The 15,666-nt window shown below is 72.1% G+C and carries 12 protein-coding genes; 2 read left to right on the top strand and 10 right to left on the bottom strand.

All coding sequences use genetic code 11. The features are described from left to right. Positions 1-562: 562 nt before the first annotated feature. On the bottom strand, positions 563-1,363 hold the full coding sequence (locus tag ACFWA9_RS24205; protein ID WP_329487624.1) for a TIGR03936 family radical SAM-associated protein: 801 nt from the start codon (positions 1,361-1,363) through the stop codon (positions 563-565). A gap of 222 nt (positions 1,364-1,585) precedes the next feature. Beyond that, entirely contained in the window at positions 1,586-3,511 is a 1,926-nt protein-coding gene (locus ACFWA9_RS24200) for a TIGR03960 family B12-binding radical SAM protein (protein WP_329487625.1), read from the bottom strand. 276 nt (positions 3,512-3,787) lie between these two features. Here ACFWA9_RS24200 and ACFWA9_RS24195 point away from each other — a divergent pair, with 276 nt between their 5' ends. Next, on the top strand, positions 3,788-5,092 hold the full coding sequence (locus ACFWA9_RS24195; RefSeq protein WP_380389665.1) for a M14 family zinc carboxypeptidase: 1,305 nt from the start codon (positions 3,788-3,790) through the stop codon (positions 5,090-5,092). A 78-nt stretch (positions 5,093-5,170) separates the two neighbouring features. Here ACFWA9_RS24195 and rodA read toward each other — a convergent pair whose 3' ends face one another. From rodA to ACFWA9_RS24155, 8 genes are all read right to left on the bottom strand, one after another. After that, positions 5,171-6,370: a rod shape-determining protein RodA gene (gene rodA / locus ACFWA9_RS24190; protein WP_352289164.1), complete on the bottom strand. Its 1,200-nt coding sequence runs from the start codon at positions 6,368-6,370 to the stop codon at positions 5,171-5,173. Then, positions 6,367-8,628 carry a penicillin-binding protein 2 gene (gene mrdA, locus ACFWA9_RS24185; RefSeq protein WP_329487628.1) on the bottom strand — a complete coding sequence of 754 codons (2,262 nt, stop codon included), beginning with the start codon at positions 8,626-8,628 and terminating at the stop codon, positions 6,367-6,369. The genes rodA and mrdA overlap by 4 nt, the downstream gene beginning before the upstream one ends. 54 nt (positions 8,629-8,682) lie before the next feature. Beyond that, positions 8,683-9,324: a rod shape-determining protein MreD gene (gene mreD, locus ACFWA9_RS24180; protein ID WP_329487629.1), complete on the bottom strand. Its 642-nt coding sequence runs from the start codon at positions 9,322-9,324 to the stop codon at positions 8,683-8,685. A 3-nt stretch (positions 9,325-9,327) separates the two neighbouring features. Next, complete coding sequence (gene mreC / locus ACFWA9_RS24175; RefSeq protein WP_329487630.1) at positions 9,328-10,281, bottom strand: rod shape-determining protein MreC; 954 nt, start codon at positions 10,279-10,281, stop codon at positions 9,328-9,330. A 93-nt stretch (positions 10,282-10,374) separates the two neighbouring features. Then, on the bottom strand, positions 10,375-11,400 hold the full coding sequence (locus ACFWA9_RS24170) for a rod shape-determining protein (RefSeq protein WP_305067939.1): 1,026 nt from the start codon (positions 11,398-11,400) through the stop codon (positions 10,375-10,377). A 309-nt stretch (positions 11,401-11,709) separates the two neighbouring features. Beyond that, positions 11,710-12,123 (bottom strand): nucleoside-diphosphate kinase, encoded by a 414-nt coding sequence (gene ndk, locus ACFWA9_RS24165; protein ID WP_329487631.1) that lies wholly within the window; start codon positions 12,121-12,123, stop codon positions 11,710-11,712. Between the two features lie 109 nt (positions 12,124-12,232). Continuing rightward, positions 12,233-12,577, bottom strand: a complete 345-nt coding sequence (locus ACFWA9_RS24160) for a DUF4233 domain-containing protein (protein WP_329487632.1) — start codon at positions 12,575-12,577, stop codon at positions 12,233-12,235. Between the two features lie 2 nt (positions 12,578-12,579). After that, entirely contained in the window at positions 12,580-13,971 is a 1,392-nt protein-coding gene (locus ACFWA9_RS24155) for a bifunctional folylpolyglutamate synthase/dihydrofolate synthase (protein ID WP_380389661.1), read from the bottom strand. A gap of 174 nt (positions 13,972-14,145) precedes the next feature. On the opposite strand from ACFWA9_RS24155, the gene ACFWA9_RS24150 reads away from it, so the two are divergent. After that, positions 14,146-15,579 carry a glycosyltransferase family 2 protein gene (locus ACFWA9_RS24150; RefSeq protein WP_380389659.1) on the top strand — a complete coding sequence of 478 codons (1,434 nt, stop codon included), beginning with the start codon at positions 14,146-14,148 and terminating at the stop codon, positions 15,577-15,579. Positions 15,580-15,666 lie beyond the last annotated feature (87 nt).

The raw sequence follows: 15,666 nt of genomic DNA, 5'->3' as shown, positions 1-15,666 counted from the left end.
CCGTCTCGGCGCCGTCGGCGGCCTCGCCCTGCGGGGCGCCCGCGGGGCGGGACACCGCACGGCGGCGGCGGCGCGGCGGTGCGCCGGTCGTGCCGTCGCCGGTGGCGGCGGTGTTCTCGTTCGGTTCCGGCGCCGCGTTCTGCTGCGGATCGGTGTTATCGAGCATGCGGGTGGATCTCCCGTCAGGCCCCCGGGCTCCGTATCCGGGCACGGCAGGGCACCGGTGGCCGGCCGGCATCACGAGGATGCTCGGGCCGGAGCCTTTCCTGGTGCCGCCGTGCGGACGCGAGGCCGCACAGGGGCTCGTAGTCTCGCTCGGCGCCCCGCACGCGGCGGGGTGTCGAAAGTCTTCTGGTCTGCCCAGTCTTCTGAGGTTTTCCCAAGCTGCGCCGTTCCCCAACCCCGGGTGGCTCCCGGACGGGGACCTCGGGCCCACCGACCATCCGGGTCGGCGGGCCACAAGAGGCCGGCCTGTGCTTCGACGACGCTCGCTCCCCTGGGGAGCCGCGGGGGCCTGGAGGACCAACGGGTCCAGTGAGGCACTGGACCAGGCCTCCGCCCGCTAGGCGGACGCGGTTGCGCGCGGCTCGTCGGCGGCCACAGGGCCGGCCGGGGCCGCGGCGCGGTCGAGCGCCAGCGGGTCGGTCACCGTGCCGGTCTCCTCGTCGAGCGGCCCCTGCGCCAGCCTGGTCACCTCTGCGGGGACCGGCGGCGCCAGGTCAGCCGTCGCACGGAGACCGGACAATACGTCGTCGGGTCGTACGGCTGGTGTGGCGTGTCGTACTACCAGGCGCAGTATCGCACAGGCACGGCCGGTCCGAACATCGCGGGCCCCTTCGCCCTCCGTGTCCGCACCGTCGTCGACCTGCGGCGAGAGGATTTCCAGCGCCGCGACCGCGCCGCGCGCGTCGAAGACGCGCACGCCGTTCTTGGTGCGGCGTTCGACCTCGACCCGCTCCTCGGCGAGGAAGGCGGCGGCCGCGCGGGACGCCTCCGGCCCGGTGACACCGTCCAGCCGGACCTGCCATTCGGAGGCTTCCAGACGCTCGACGAAGTTCGGCGTCCGGACTTCGACCGCGTCGATGATGTCGAGGCCCTTCGGCAGCGACTCGTCCAGCTGCGCGCGCAGCTCCTCGGGGTCGCGGTGGGCCGCCAGGCCGATCTCCAGGTACTCCGCCTCGCTGGCCACCCCGGTGGGGGCCGCGTTGGCGTAGGACACCTTCGGGTGCGGTGTGAAGCCGGCCGAGTAGGCCATCGGCACGGCCGACCGGCGCAGGGCGCGCTCGAAGGCGCGCTGGAAGTCGCGGTGGCTGGTGAAGCGGAGCCGGCCGCGCTTGGTGTAGCGGAGACGGATCCGCTGCACCGTCGGCGCGGGAGGCGGACCGTCGGGCGTACGGCGTGCCAGAGTCGCTCAGTCCTTAGTCAGATGTCCCCGTCCGGCGTGACACGATCGCGCCACTCTCCGGACTCTGTCACCCAAAGGGTACGCGCCCGCGCGCCACCTTCGCTCCGCCCCTGGTCAGCCCGGATGCGCGGGACCCCGGCCGGAGCGCCCGGCCGGGGTCCCGCGATGGCGTGCGCCGCCCTACTTGACGACCGTCAGCGGCAGGAGCTTCTTGCCCGTCGGGCCGATCTGGATGGCCGTGTCCATCTGGGGACAGACACCGCAGTCGAAGCACGGGGTCCAGCGGCAGTCGTCGACCTCGACCTCTTCGAGGGCGTCCTGCCAGTCCTCCCAGAGCCAGTCCTTGTCGAGGCCGCTGTCCAGGTGGTCCCAGGGCAGCACCTCCTCGTAGGTGCGCTCGCGGGTGGTGTACCAGTCGACGTCGACGCCGGTGCCGGCCAGGCCCTTCTCGGCCGAGGCCATCCAGCGGTCGTAGGAGAAGTGCTCGCGCCAGCCGTCGAAACGGCCGCCGTCCTCGTAGACCGCCCGGATGACGGCGCCGATCCGGCGGTCACCCCGGGAGAGCAGGCCCTCGACGATGCCGGGCTTGCCGTCGTGGTAGCGGTAGCCGATGTTCTTGCCGTACTTGCGGTCGCCGCGGATCGAGTCGCGCAGCTTGGCCAGCCGGGCGTCGGTGTCCTCGGCGGACAGCTGCGGGGCCCACTGGAACGGGGTGTGCGGCTTGGGCACGAACCCGCCGATCGAGACGGTGCAGCGGATGTCGTTCTGGCCGGTGACCTCGCGCCCCTTCTGGATGACGTTCTTCGCCATCTCACCGATCTGGAGGACGTCCTCGTCGGTCTCGGTGGGCAGGCCGCACATGAAGTACAGCTTCACCTGGCGCCAGCCGTTGCCGTACGCGGTGGAGACGGTGCGGATGAGGTCCTCCTCCGACACCATCTTGTTGATCACCTTGCGCATGCGCTCACTGCCGCCCTCGGGGGCGAAGGTGAGGCCCGAGCGGCGGCCGTTGCGGCTGAGCTCGTTGGCGAGGTCGATGTTGAAGGCGTCGACCCGGGTGGACGGCAGCGACAGACCGATCTTGTCCTCGGTGTAGCGGTCGGCCAGGCCCTTGGCGATGTCACCGATCTCGGTGTGGTCGGCGCTGGACAGCGACAGCAGGCCGACCTCCTCGAAGCCGGTGGCCTTCAGCCCGCGCTCCACCATCTCGCCGATGCCGGTGATGCTTCGCTCCCGCACGGGGCGCGTGATCATGCCGGCCTGGCAGAAGCGGCAGCCGCGGGTGCAGCCGCGGAAGATCTCGACGGACATCCGCTCGTGCACCGTCTCGGCGAGCGGGACGAGCGGCTGCTTGGGGTAGGGCCACTCGTCGAGGTCCATCACGGTGTGCTTGGAGACCCGCCACGGCACGCCCGGCGCGTTCGGCACCACGCGGGCGATCCGGCCGTCGGCCAGGTACTCCACGTCGTAGAACCGGGGGACGTACACGCCGCCGGTGCGCGCCAGGCGCAGCAGCAGCTCGTCGCGCCCGCCCGGGCGGCCCTCGGCCTTCCAGCCGCGGACCAGCTCGGTGATGTCCAGGACGGCCTGCTCGCCGTCGCCCACCACCGCGCAGTCGATGAAGTCGGCGATCGGCTCGGGGTTGAACGCGGCGTGGCCGCCGGCCAGCACGATCGGGTCGTCCACCGTCCGGTCGCGGGCCTCCAGCGGGATCCCGGCCAGGTCGAGCGCGGTCAGCATGTTGGTGTAGCCGAGCTCGGTGGAGAACGAGAGCCCGAACACGTCGAAGGCCTTGACCGGCCGGTGCGCGTCCACGGTGAACTGCGGGACGTCGTGCTCGCGCATGAGCGCTTCGAGGTCCGGCCAGACGCTGTAGGTGCGCTCGGCGAGCACGCCCTCGCGCTCGTTGAGCACCTCGTAGAGGATCATGACGCCCTGGTTGGGCAGGCCGACCTCGTAGGCGTCGGGGTACATCAGCGCCCAGCGGACGTCGCAGGCGTCCCAGTCCTTGACGGTCGAGTTGAGCTCGCCGCCGACGTACTGGATCGGCTTCTGGACGTGCGGGAGGAGGGCCTCCAGGCGTGGGAAGACCGATTCGACAGTCATGTACTAGGAACCCTTACGACGTTGAATGGTGTCGCTGGCATCGGACCCGGTGGGGTGGTGCGCGACGGCTGGGAGGGGTGACCCTCAAGGGTAGCCGAATCCCGGGACGCTCCGGCCGGCCGCGGGCCCCGGCCGGCCCCCGAGCGGGGGTCGAATCGGCTGTTGACAGCCCCGGACGGCCCATGCGGTACTGGCAGGGCTCCGCCGGGAGGCCCTGCACGCCATCGGGACAAGGAAGTTGACCATGCACGACGGCACCGACACCGGCCTCCTGACATGACCGACACCGGCCGGCGGGTGCCCCAGTGCCACCCCGCGCCCGAGCAGGCGGACCGCTACCTCACGGTGGCCCGCGCCGAGGCGGCGGCCGGCCTGCTCGCCCGCCGCCACCCTGGCCGCTGCCGGCTGCGGGAGGTGGGCCGCTCCCGGGCCGGGCACCCGCTGCTGCTGCTCTCCGTGGACGAGGGCCCGGACGCCGTCCTGGTGGTCGGCGGCCCGCACCCCAACGAGCCGGTCGGCGTCAGCAGCGCCCTGCGGCTGGCGGAGCGGTTGCTGGACCACCCGCCCCGGCCGGGCGTCTCCTGGCACATCCTGCCCTGCCTGGACCCGGACGGCGCCGCGTTCAACGCCGGCTGGCTGGACGGACCGCTCACCATGCGCCGCCACTACGAGCACTTCTTCCGGCCCTCCTTCGAGGAGCAGCCCGAGCTGCTGCCGCCCGCCGGCGCCGGCCGCGCGCCGATGCCGGAGAGCCTGGCGCTGACCGGTCTGATCGACGAGCTGCGGCCGTTCCTGCAGTGCTCCCTGCACGGCGTGGACTTCGGCGGCGCCTTCGTGCAGCTCACCGGGCCCGTCCCGGGCCTGTCCGAGCGCTTCGGCCGCTCGGCGGCGCGCGGCGCCGTCCCGCTGGACGTCGACTCGTACGACGCGGTCGGCTGGGCCAGCCCCGCCCCCGGGACGTACCTGATGCCCGCGCCCGGCGGCTCCGGCCTGTCCCGGGCGCTCCCGGACGAGCCCGAGCTGTCCACCTGGTCGTACGCCGGCCGCCACGGCGGGGTGACGGCCGTCCTGGAGGTGCCGATGTGGGCCGTCGACGCGGTGGGGGACGGCCGCCGGCACCCGGCCGTCCGGCAGGCGGTCGGGACCGCCGCCCGGGTGCTGCGGGACCGCGCCGAGGAGCTGTCCGGCCTGCTCGTGCACGTCCCGCCGCACGCCCGCCGGGCCTACGGCCCGATGGTGCGCGCCGTGGAGTTCACGCTGGCGGTCTGCTCGCCGGTCGCCGACGAGTGGCTGGAGCAGTGGTGCGCCCAGCCGCTCACCGTCTCCCGGGTGACCACCGCCGGGCTCGCCGCCGCGCGGATCCCGCTGCGGGTGGCCTCGGTGCTGCTGCGCCTGCTGGCGGACACCGGGGGTCCGGCCGTGGACGCCGCCCGCGAGCGGGCGCTGGGGATCGTCACCGAGAGCCTGGACCAGTTGCGCCACCGCTTCGGCGCCCGCTGGGTGCCGGTGGAGGTCCAGACCGCCCACCAGACCCGCGCGGTGCTCGCCGCGGCCGCCTGCCTGCGCGGCCAGGGCCGGTAGCGGCGGGCCGCCCGCACGGCGGCGGGGCCGGTCCGGGGGGGGTGACCCCGGACCGGCCCCGCCGGTGCGTCCGTGCGCTCAGGCCGCTATCGGCCGCTGGCTCTGCACCGCCTGCAGCAGTCCGATCGCCACCCAGGTCGAGAACATCGACGACCCTCCGTAGGAGACGAACGGCAGCGGGATGCCGGCCACCGGCATGATGCCCAGGCACATCCCTATGTTCTCGAAGCCCTGGAAGGCGAACCAGGCGACCACGCCGGCGGCCACGATGGTGCCGTACAGGTCGGTGGCGTGCCGGGCGATCCGGCAGGCCCGCCAGAGCACCACGCCGAGCAGCACGATGATGGCCATCGCCCCGAGGAAGCCCAGCTCCTCGCCGGCCACCGTGAAGACGAAGTCGGTCTGCTGCTCCGGCACGAACTGCCCGGTGGTCTGCGTCCCGTGGAACAGGCCCTTGCCGGTGAGCCCGCCCGAGCCGATCGCGATCCGGGCCTGGGCGGTGTTGTAGCCCACTCCGGACGGGTCCAGCGCCGGGTTGGCGAAGGCCGCGAAGCGGTCGATCTGGTACTTGCTCAGCACCCCGAGCTTCCAGATCGCCACGCAGCCGCCGACGCCGGCCAGGATCAGCCCGAACACCCAGCGGTTGGCCGCGCCGGAGGCGAGCAGGATGCCCAGCACGATGACCGCCATGACCATCACCGACCCGGCGTCGGGCATCAGCATCACGATCGCCATCGGCACGGTGGCCCAGACCAGTCCGCGGAAGACCGCCCGGTGCGAGGGGAACTCCCGCTCCCCCGCGTCCACCTGGTCGGACAGCACCACGGCCATCGCCAGCACGATCGCCAGCTTGGCGAACTCGGCCGGCTGGACGGAGAAGCCGCCGCCGAGCTGGATCCAGGAGTGCTGGCCGTTGATGGTCGAGCCGAGCGGGCTCAGCGTGGCCACCAGCAGCAGGATCACCGCGACGTACAGGAACGGCACCACCGTGCGGAACCGCCGGCTCCCTATCCCTATCACCACCGCGCACAGCACCAGCCCGATCACCACGTTGGTGAGGTGCCGGAACAGGAAGTACTGCGGATCGCCGTGGGTGAGCGAGTCCCGCCCCCGGGTGGCGGACCAGACCAGCAGCGAGCTGCCCAGCGACAGCACCATCGCGGCCAGCAGCAGTATCCAGTCGATCCGCCAGAGCGGGGAGTCCTTGGCGAGGGCCTTCGAGACCCCGCTGCGCTGCGGGGCGAGCCGCAGCTGGCGGTACGAGCCGTAGGAGGTCATGTCCGGCTCCTTCCGGTGCTCCGGTTGGGCTCGACGGCGGCGGCGTCCACCGCGGCGAGCGCGATCGGCGGGCCGGCCGGCGGTGCCGGGTCCAGGAAGACCCGCGGCGAGCCGCCGGTCACGCCCGGGTCCCCGGCGGCGGCGGTGAAGCCGGCCGGCTTGATGATGGCGGTGCCGTCCGCGTTGAACTTCGGCAGCTCGGCCTGCGGCTTGGGCAGCAGCGCCTTGCCGTTGTCGATGTTGCCCTTGTCGTCGACGCCGTAGAGCGACTGGTAGATCCGTCGGATCGCGTCGCCGGAGCCGCCGGAGCCGGTGCCGCCCTGGCTTATCGTCATCACGACCGCGTAGTCGCCGCTGTAGGTGGTCAGCCACGAGGTGGTCTGCTTGCCCTCGACCTCGGCGGTGCCGGTCTTGGCGTGCAGCTCGATCTTGCCCTGCGGCCAGCCGGCGCCGGTGAACTTCCAGGCGGCGGTACCGCTGGTGACGACGCCCGCGGTGGCCTGGTCGATGTAGCTCAGCAGCTTCTGGTCGCCGGGGAACTTGGCGTCCTCGTGCGGGGCGATCTCGCGGACGAGCTCCCCGCCCGGGCTTATCACCGCCTTGGCGACGGTCGGCCGGTAGAAGGTGCCGCCGTTGGCGAGCGCCGAGTAGATCCGGGCCATCTGGATCGGGGTGACGAGGGTGTCGCCCTGGCCGATCGCGAAGTTGACCGAGTCACCGGCGCGCATCTGGTAGCCGTCGACGCAGTTCTCCCGGGCGATCTGGTCGGAGAAGGTGTTGCCGCCCTTCTCCGCCTGCCGGCACCAGGCGTCCTTGTTGTTGTCGTAGAAGGACTGCTTCCACTGCCGGTCCGGCACCCGGCCGGTGACCTCGCTGGGCAGGTCGATGCCGGTCTTGGCGCCGAGGCCGAACTGGTGGGCGGTCTTGAAGAACCAGTCGGCGGTCTCCTTCTTCGGCTTGATGCCGCCGTCCTTCATCCACTGGTCGTAGGCCAGCCCGTAGAAGACGGTGTCGCAGGAGACTTCGAGCGCCTTCTCCAGCGTGATCGAGCCGAAGCTCTCGCTCTCGAAGTTCTTGAACTCACGGCCGCCGATGGTCATGCTCTTCGGGCACGGGTACGTCCCGTCCAGCGAGTAGCCGGCCTGCACGGCGGCGGTGGTGGAGATGACCTTGAAGGTCGAGCCGGGCGCGGACTGACCCTGTATGGCCCGGTTCAGCAGCGGGAAGTTGGAGTCCTTGCTGGTCAGCGCCTGGTAGTCCTTGCCGGAGATACCGCCCTGCCAGAGGTTGGGGTCGTACGTCGGCGCGCTGGCCATCGCCACGATCCGCCCGGTGTGCACGTCCATGACGACCGCGGCGCCGGAGTCGGCCTCGTAGTTGCGGTTGGTCACCTTGTCGAAGGTCTTCCTGGCGTCGTTCATCGCCTGCGCCAGGTTGTCCTCGACGACCTTCTGCACCCGGGCGTCGATGCTGGTCACCAGGTTGTTGCCGGTCTGCGGCTCGACGATGCCGGCGTTGCCGATCACCCGGCCGAGGTTGTCCACCTCCAGCTTGGTGATCCCGGCCGTCCCGCGCAGGTCGCGGTCGTACACCGACTCCAGGCCGGCGCGGCCGATCTGGTCGGCCGGGAGGTAGCGGTCCAGGCCGGTCTTGTCGGCGGTCTTGCTGACCTCCTCGTCCGTCACCGGCGAGAGGTAGCCGAGCACCTGGGCCATGTTGGCGCCCTCGACGCCGGTGTAGTGGCGCACGGCGGTGGGCTGCGCGGTCACCCCGGGGAAGTCCTCGCGGCGCTCCATCATCTGCAGCGCCTGCTGGGTGGTCGCCTCCTTGGTGACCGGGATCGGCTGGTACGGCGAGCCGTTCCAGCACGGCTGCGGCGTCTTGGCGTCGCAGAGCCGGACCTTCTCCTGGACGTCCTTGGCCGGCATGCCGAGCACCTCGGCGAGCCGGCCCAGCACCGCCTTGCCGCCGTCCTTCTGCTGGAGCAGCGAGGTGCGGCTGACCGAGACCACCAGCCGGGTCTCGTTGCCGGCCAGGATGCGGCCCGAGGCGTCGAGGATCTCGCCGCGCACGGCGGGTTCGACGACCTCGCGGATGTGGTTGCCGGTCGCCTTGGCGGTGTAGACGCTGGCGTTGCGGATCTGCAGGTACCAGAGCCGGCCACCGAGGGTGGCGAGCAGCGACAGCACCAGGATCTGCAGTACCACCAGACGGATCGTCACCCGCCGGGTACGGCCGGTCTCGGGGATGTTGCTCACGTCTCGTGCGCTCCAGAGTGCGGGGTTCCGGGGTTCATGGGCGGGGGCCGGGGGCTACGGCCGCTTGGCGAAGCCGAGCGAGCGCCGCTTCTTGTAGCCCGGCCCGGACGAGGTCTCACGGGTCGTCCGGTAGCGGGCGAGCGTGCCCAGCCCAGGGCCGCCCTCGTCGTCACCGGCCGCGGCGGCCACCGGGTCGCGCCCGAAGCGGCGGCCGATCAGCATCACCGCCGGGACGACGAACGGCGCCAGCAGCAGGTCGTACAGCAGGGCGGTGAGCACCAGGCTGCCGAGGCCGACGTGGCGGGCGGCGGTGTCGCCGACCAGGGCGCCGACCATCGCGTACAGCAGGGTGGAGGCGACCGCCGCGGCGGCCACCACCAGCAGCGCGCTGGAGACCGAGCGCTGCCGGCCGTGGTCGGGGCGCAGCAGTCCGGCGGCGTAGCCCATCAGGCAGAGCACCAGCGCGTAGCGGCCGATCGCGTGGTCGGACGGCGGCGCGAGGTCGGCCAGCAGGCCGGCGGCGAAGCCCACCAGGCAGCCGCCGGTCGGCCCGTAGACCATCGCCAGGCCGACCACCACGAGGAGCAGTATGTCCGGTGTGGCGCCCGGGAGTTGGAGCCTGCCGAAGACGCTGACCTGAAGGATCAGGCCGAGCAGGACGAGGACGGCGGTGACGGGGACGCGGGCGAGGCGCATGGTTCAGTTCCCCCCAGTGGTCTTGGCGGGCGGGGCGGCGGCGGCCGGGACGGCGGGCGCGGCCGGGGCCGGTGCCGCCGCCTGGCCCTGGGCGGCCGGGGCCGGCGGCAGGACGGCGTCGCGCGGGTCGGTGCGCGGCGGCACGACCACCACGCCGACCAGGTCCAGCCGGGTGAACTGGACGAAGGGCTCGACCAGGATCGTCTTGGTCAGCTGGCCCGGGGTCGCCTCGACCTGGACCACCTTGCCGACCGGGACTCCGGGCACGAACGGGCGGCCGCTCTGCGAGCCGAAGGTGACCAGCCGGTCGCCCTCCTTCACCTGGGCCTTGCCGTTGAGCAGGGAGACCTTCATCGCGCTGGTGCCGCCGCCGGAGGCGAAGCCGATCTCCCCGCTGCCCTCCAGCCGGGCCCCGGCGCTGAAGCCCGGGTCGGAGGCGAGCAGGACGGTGGAGGTGGTCGGGGCGACGGTGGTGATCCGGCCGACCAGGCCCTGGCCGTTGATCACCGTCATGTCCCGGGTGAGGCCGTCGTCACCGCCGGCGTCGATGGTGATGGTCCAGGAGAAGCCCTGCGCCGGCCCGATCGCGATCACCTGGGCGGCCTTGACGGTGTACCCGCCGGAGCCGGCGGTGCGCAGCAGGTCGTCGAGTTGCTTGGTGCGTCCGCCGGCCATGTCGGAGGAGGCCAGCTTCTGGCGCAGCTCGGTGTTCTCGCGGGCCAGCTGGTCGGTGCGGCCGCTGTGGCCGGTGGCGTCGCGGAACGCGCGGACGGTGTCGGCCACCGGGTCGACCACCGTGGCGGCGCCGCGCTCGACCGGGCCGAGGACGCCTGCCGCGGCGCGCCGGGCGCCGCCGAGCGGCGAACTCTCGCCGCCCTTGATGTCCACGGTGATCAGCGCGAAGGCGACGGCCACCAGCAGGATGAGCAGTAGCCGGCTCTCTCGTGTGTCCCTCACGGTGCTGGTACTGCCCCTTCGTACCTGGCCGCCCACCCGGGCTGTGGGCCCGGGCGGGGGCCGTTCAGTTGACTACAAGGTCTGACGTTTCTGCTAACGGCGCGGCTGGGCGTCGAGTACCTGCTGGAGGGCCTCGAACTCCTCGACGCACTTGCCGGAGCCGAGCGCCACGGAGTCCAGCGGGTTCTCGGCGATGTGGATCGGCATGCCGGTCTCGCGGCGCAGCCGCTCGTCCAGGCCGCGCAGCAGGGCGCCGCCGCCGGTGAGCACGATGCCGCGGTCCATGACGTCGCCGGCGAGCTCGGGCGGGCACTGGTCGAGGGTGGTCTTGACCGCGTCGATGATCGAGTTGACCGGCTCGTCGATGGCCTCGCGGACCTCGGCCGCCGAGATGACGACGGTCTTGGGCAGGCCGCTGACCAGGTCGCGGCCGCGGATCTCGGCGTGCTCGTCCTTCTCGCCCTCCAGCGCGAAGGCGGAGCCGATGCTCATCTTGATCTGCTCGGCGCTGCGCTCGCCCAGGAGGAGCGAGTACTCCTTCTTGATGTGCTGGACGATCGCGTTGTCCAGCTCGTCGCCGGCCACCCGGATCGACTGCGCGGTGACGATGCCGCCGAGCGAGATCACGGCCACCTCGGTGGTGCCGCCGCCGATGTCGACCACCATGTTGCCGGTGGCCTCGTGGACCGGCAGGCCGGCGCCGATCGCGGCGGCCATCGGCTCCTCGATGATGTGCACCTGGCGCGCGCCGGCCTGCGAGGAGGCCTCGATCACGGCGCGGCGCTCGACCCCGGTGATGCCCGAGGGAACGCAGACCACGACGCGGGGGCGGGCCAGGTAGCGGCGGCGGTGGATCTTGAGGATGAAGTAGCGGAGCATCCGCTCGGTGATCTCGAAGTCGGCGATCACGCCGTCCTTGAGCGGGCGGATGGCGACGATGTTGCCGGGCGTGCGGCCGATCATCTTCTTGGCCTCGGCGCCGACCGCCAGGATGCCGCCGGTGTTGGTGTTGACCGCGACCACGGACGGCTCGTTGAGCACGATCCCCTTGCCCCTGACGTACACCAGCGTGTTGGCGGTTCCGAGGTCGATCGCCAGATCGCGGCCGATGAACGACAGGTTGGTTGCCATGGGGTGTAGGTGCCTTCCCGGGCTCGGAGTCATTGCGGGGGGTGGACGAGGGAGCGCGCCCACGGCTTGGGCGAAGACGAGCTGACCAGCCGTACCGGGCCCATGAGTCGCGTCCATCGTAGTCACGCCCGCCAGTACGGACGTCGACGTGGGGCATACCGTCCATTGTCCGGAGCGTGATCGCTTCTCCGAGCATTGGGACGCCGTGTCGGCGTCCCCAGTTCCCTATTTCACGATAAGAATGCCCCGGCCGGGCCAATGGTCCCGACCGGGGCACCCGAAGGTCCTGGGTGGTGCTCAGGCGTGCGTCGGGAAGAAGATCTTGATCTCGCGCTCGGCGGACTCCGTGGAGTCGGAGGCGTGGATCAGGTTCTCCCGAGTGATCGTCGCGTAGTCGCCGCGGATGGTGCCTGCACCGGCCTCCAGCGGGTTGGTCGCACCGGCCAGCATCCGGATGCCGGGGACGACCTCCTCGCCCTCGACGATCAGCGCGATCGACGGACCGGAGGTCATGAACTCCAGCAGCGGCTCGTAGAACGGGCGGCCGACGTGCTCCGCGTAGTGCTGCTCCAGCGTCGCCCGGTCGAAGGTCCGCAGCTCGACGGCGGCGAGCCGCCAGCCGGCCTTGCGCTCGATGCGGCTGATGATCTCGCCGGCCAGGCCGCGCTTGACGGCGTCGGGCTTGAGCAGGACGAGAGTGCGCTGGGACACGGTGCGTCTCCTGGGAATTCGGTTCGGCGCGCACCCGGTTCGCGGTGCGGAGTGCGACTACCGCAGAGGTTACCTTGCGTGAGCAGCGGGCCTCGGGCGAGCCCGGGCCCTATGCCGCCGGGACCGCGCCGGCCGCGCGGGCGGCCTTGAACTCGTCGATCTTCCGGCCGTAGTGCACCGAGCACCACCAGAGTCCGGCGAAGACCACGCCCAGGCCGAACATGGTCGGCAGGATGAAGCCGCTGGCGATCAGGCCGAGCTGGAGCACCCAGCCGATCGCGACCGCGCCGGGGCGGGTGATCATGCCGCAGAGCAGCACGCACAGCGCCATCGCGATGCCCGTCACGGTCCAGACGGTGGCGGTCGGCACGTCGGACAGCTGCATGGCCACCAGCCCGGCGAAGAGCGCCAGCAGCGCCTCGCCGATCAGCGTCGAGGAACAGAGCGTCCTCATCGTCACTTCCTCCCGAGCAGCAGGCGGGCCTCGCCCACCGTGATGACCGAACCGGTGACCAGCACCCCGGCGCCGCCGAGGTCCCCGTCCTCCTCGGCGAGGGTGACGGCGGCGGCGATGGCGTCGTCGAGCCGGGGCTCGACCTGGACGCGGTCCTCGCCGAAGACCTCGACGGCGAGCGCGGCCAGCGCGTCCGCGTCCATCGCGCGGTGGGTGGAGTTCTGGGTGATGACGACCTCGGCCAGGATCGGCTCGAAGGCCTCCAGCAGGCCGGCCACGTCCTTGTCGCCGCTGGTGCCGATCACGCCGACGAGCCGGGTGAAGCCGAAGGACTCGCCGATCGCGGCCACCGTGGCGTGCGCGCCGTCCGGGTTGTGCGCGGCGTCCAGGACGATGGTCGGGCTGCGGCGGACGACCTCCAGGCGGCCTGGCGAGGCGACGCCGGAGAACGCCTGCCGCACCTTGTCCGCGTCCAGCTGCCCGCCGCGCGCGCCGCCGACGCCGAAGAAGGCCTCGACCGCCGCGAGCGCGAGCGCCGCGTTCTGCGCCTGGTGGGCGCCGTGCAGCGGGAGGAAGACGTCCGTGTACTCCTCGCCGCCGAGCCCGCGCAGCGTCACCAGCTGGCCGCCGATGGCGACCTCACGGCGGATCACCCCGAACTCCATGCCCTCGCGGGCCACCGTCGCGTCCACCTCGACGGCGCGCCGCAGGATGTTCTGGGCGGCGTCCAGCTGCTGCTGGGCGACGACCGCGATGGAGCCCGGCTTGATGATCCCGGACTTCTCGACCGCGATCTCGCCGGTGGTCTCGCCCAGCTTGTCGGTGTGGTCCAGCGAGATCGGGGCGATCACCGCGACGGCGGCGTCGATCACGTTGGTGGCGTCCCAGGAGCCGCCCATGCCGACCTCGATCACGCCGACGTCCACCGGGGCGTCGGCGAAGGCCGCGTAGGCCATGCCGGTCAGCACCTCGAAGAAGGACATCGCGACCGGCTCGCGCTCGTCGACCATCCGGACGTAGGGCTCGATGTCCCGGTAGACCTCGACGAACCGCTCGGGGGTGATCGGGGCACCGTCCAGGGTGATCCGCTCGGTGACGGACTCCACGTGCGGGCTGGTGTAGCGGCCGGTGCGCAGCTCGAAGGTGTTGAGCAGCCGCTCGACCATCCGCGCGGTGGAGGTCTTGCCGTTGGTGCCGGTGATGTGGATCGAGGGGAAGGACCGCTGGGGCTGGCCCAGGATGTCCATCAGCGCCTCGATCCGGTCGAGCGAGGGCTCCAGCTTGTTCTCCGGCCAGCGCTTGGAGAGCTCCACCTCGACGTCGCGCAGGGCGTCGCCGGAGCCGTCGTCGGCGGGGCGGAGGGTGTACGGGTTCGGGTCGGCCTTGTCGCTCACGAGCACAGTCTACGGAGCGGCGTCGCGCGCTCCCGACGGGGTGAGAACCACCACTTTGCCCTGACTTTCCGATTCACCCGATTTACTATTGATTCAGCGAGTTCAGACGGCAATGAAGCATCGATTCGCACCCCAGGGAGACGCATCACCTTTGATCACCAGGAGGACAGTCCCATGCCCGACGCCCTGCGCGAGTCGTTCCTGGTCCATCGGAGCGGTGTCGTCCAGCTCGCCGAGCTGCTGTCGCTGGTGCTCCTCGCCTACATGGTCCTGGTGTTCGGCCGCTTCCTCCTCTACTGGGCCGGCTCCCGGCACGCCTTCCGGCACGACCGGCCCGCCGAGCCGGGCGATCCGGCCGCCTTCCAGTGGCACCTGCTGATCCCCTGCCGGGACGAGGAGGCCGTCGTCACCCAGACCCTCGCCGGGCTGCGTGCCGCCGCCCCCGAGGCGCACCTGTGGGTGATCGACGACGACAGCGAGGACCGCACCCGCGAGCTGGTCCTGGCCGCCGCGGAGCGGGACGACCGGATCCACCTCGTCCAGCGCCGCCGTCCGCACGCGCGGATCGGCAAGGGCGCCGCGCTCAACGCCGCCTACCGGAGCGTCGACGCCTGGCTGCCCGAGGACGCCGACCGCGCCCGGGTGATCATCGGCGTCGTCGACGCCGACGGCGAGCTGGAGCCGGGCACCCTGGGCCTGGTCTGCTCCGACCACGCGCTGGCCCGCCCCGACACCGGCGCCGTGCAGATCGGCGTCCGGATGCGCAACGCGGACGACGAACGGCCGCTGCCCGGCCGCGGCCGGACCGCCAACGCGCTGGCCCGCGCGCTGGTCCGGATGCAGGACGTCGAGTTCCAGGCCAACAACGCCGGCATGCAGCTGCTGCGCCGGCGCACCGGCAGCGTCGGTCTCGGCGGCAACGGCCAGTTCGTCCGGCTCACCGCGCTGGACTCGCTCACCGCCGACGAAGGCCGCGAGGGCCGCCCCTGGCCGGAGCGGGCCCTCCTGGAGGACTACGAGTCCGGTCTCGAACTGCGGCTGGCCGGGTGGCGGTTGACACACGTGACGGAGGCCCGGGTGTCCCAGGAGGGGCTGGTCTCGCTCCGCCGCTTCCTCACGCAGCGCACCCGGTGGGCCCAGGGCAACATGCAGTGCCTGCGCTACACCGGGCGGGTGCTGCGCTCGCCGCACTACCGCTGGGCCGGCAAGGCCGAGGTGCTGTACACCTTCCTGCAGCCGGTGGTCTGCGTGCTGCTGGTGGTGCTCACGCCGCTGTCGCTCGGGATCACGGCCGCCGGACTGGCGCTGTTCCCCGAGGACACCGTCGCCTTCCAGGCCCGGTTCGGGCCGCTGATGGCCGCCGCCTTCGTGATCGCGACGCTGCCGATGGTGCTCTGGGGCTTCGCCTACCGCCGGCGCGTCCACCCCGACCGGAGCCGGCTCACCGGCCTGCTCTGGGGCGTCCTGGTCTGGCTCTACGCCTACCACCTGTTCGTGGTCGCCACCCGGGCCGCCGTCCGCCTGCTGCTCGGCCGCAACGGCTGGGCCAAGACCAGGCGCAACGCCGAGAAGGTCGCGGTGGGCGCCCCCACCGCCCTCGAGACCTGAGCCGTGCCCGCTCCGCCTTCCACCCGCTTCCGCCTCGACACCCTCGATGCCCGCAGGCGATCCCGCCGTCCCGCCCAGACCCGTCCG

Source organism: Kitasatospora sp. NPDC059973 (genome assembly GCF_042737525.1).
Classification (GTDB): domain Bacteria; phylum Actinomycetota; class Actinomycetes; order Streptomycetales; family Streptomycetaceae; genus Kitasatospora.
The sequence above is the reverse complement of the archived record's forward strand: the minus strand, read 5'-3'. Positions and strand labels throughout refer to the sequence as shown.

What these genes read in the sequence shown, in the direction of transcription:
- ACFWA9_RS24200 (WP_329487625.1), bottom strand. Translation starts at nt 3,511, where the DNA reads ATGACTGTCGAATCGGTCTTCCCACGCCTGGAGGCCCTCCTCCCGCAC.
- ACFWA9_RS24195 (WP_380389665.1), top strand. Translation starts at nt 3,788, where the DNA reads ATGACCGACACCGGCCGGCGGGTGCCCCAGTGCCACCCCGCGCCCGAG.
- rodA (WP_352289164.1), bottom strand. Translation starts at nt 6,370, where the DNA reads ATGACCTCCTACGGCTCGTACCGCCAGCTGCGGCTCGCCCCGCAGCGC.
- mreD (WP_329487629.1), bottom strand. Translation starts at nt 9,324, where the DNA reads ATGCGCCTCGCCCGCGTCCCCGTCACCGCCGTCCTCGTCCTGCTCGGC.
- ACFWA9_RS24160 (WP_329487632.1), bottom strand. Translation starts at nt 12,577, where the DNA reads ATGAGGACGCTCTGTTCCTCGACGCTGATCGGCGAGGCGCTGCTGGCG.
- ACFWA9_RS24150 (WP_380389659.1), top strand. Translation starts at nt 14,146, where the DNA reads ATGCCCGACGCCCTGCGCGAGTCGTTCCTGGTCCATCGGAGCGGTGTC.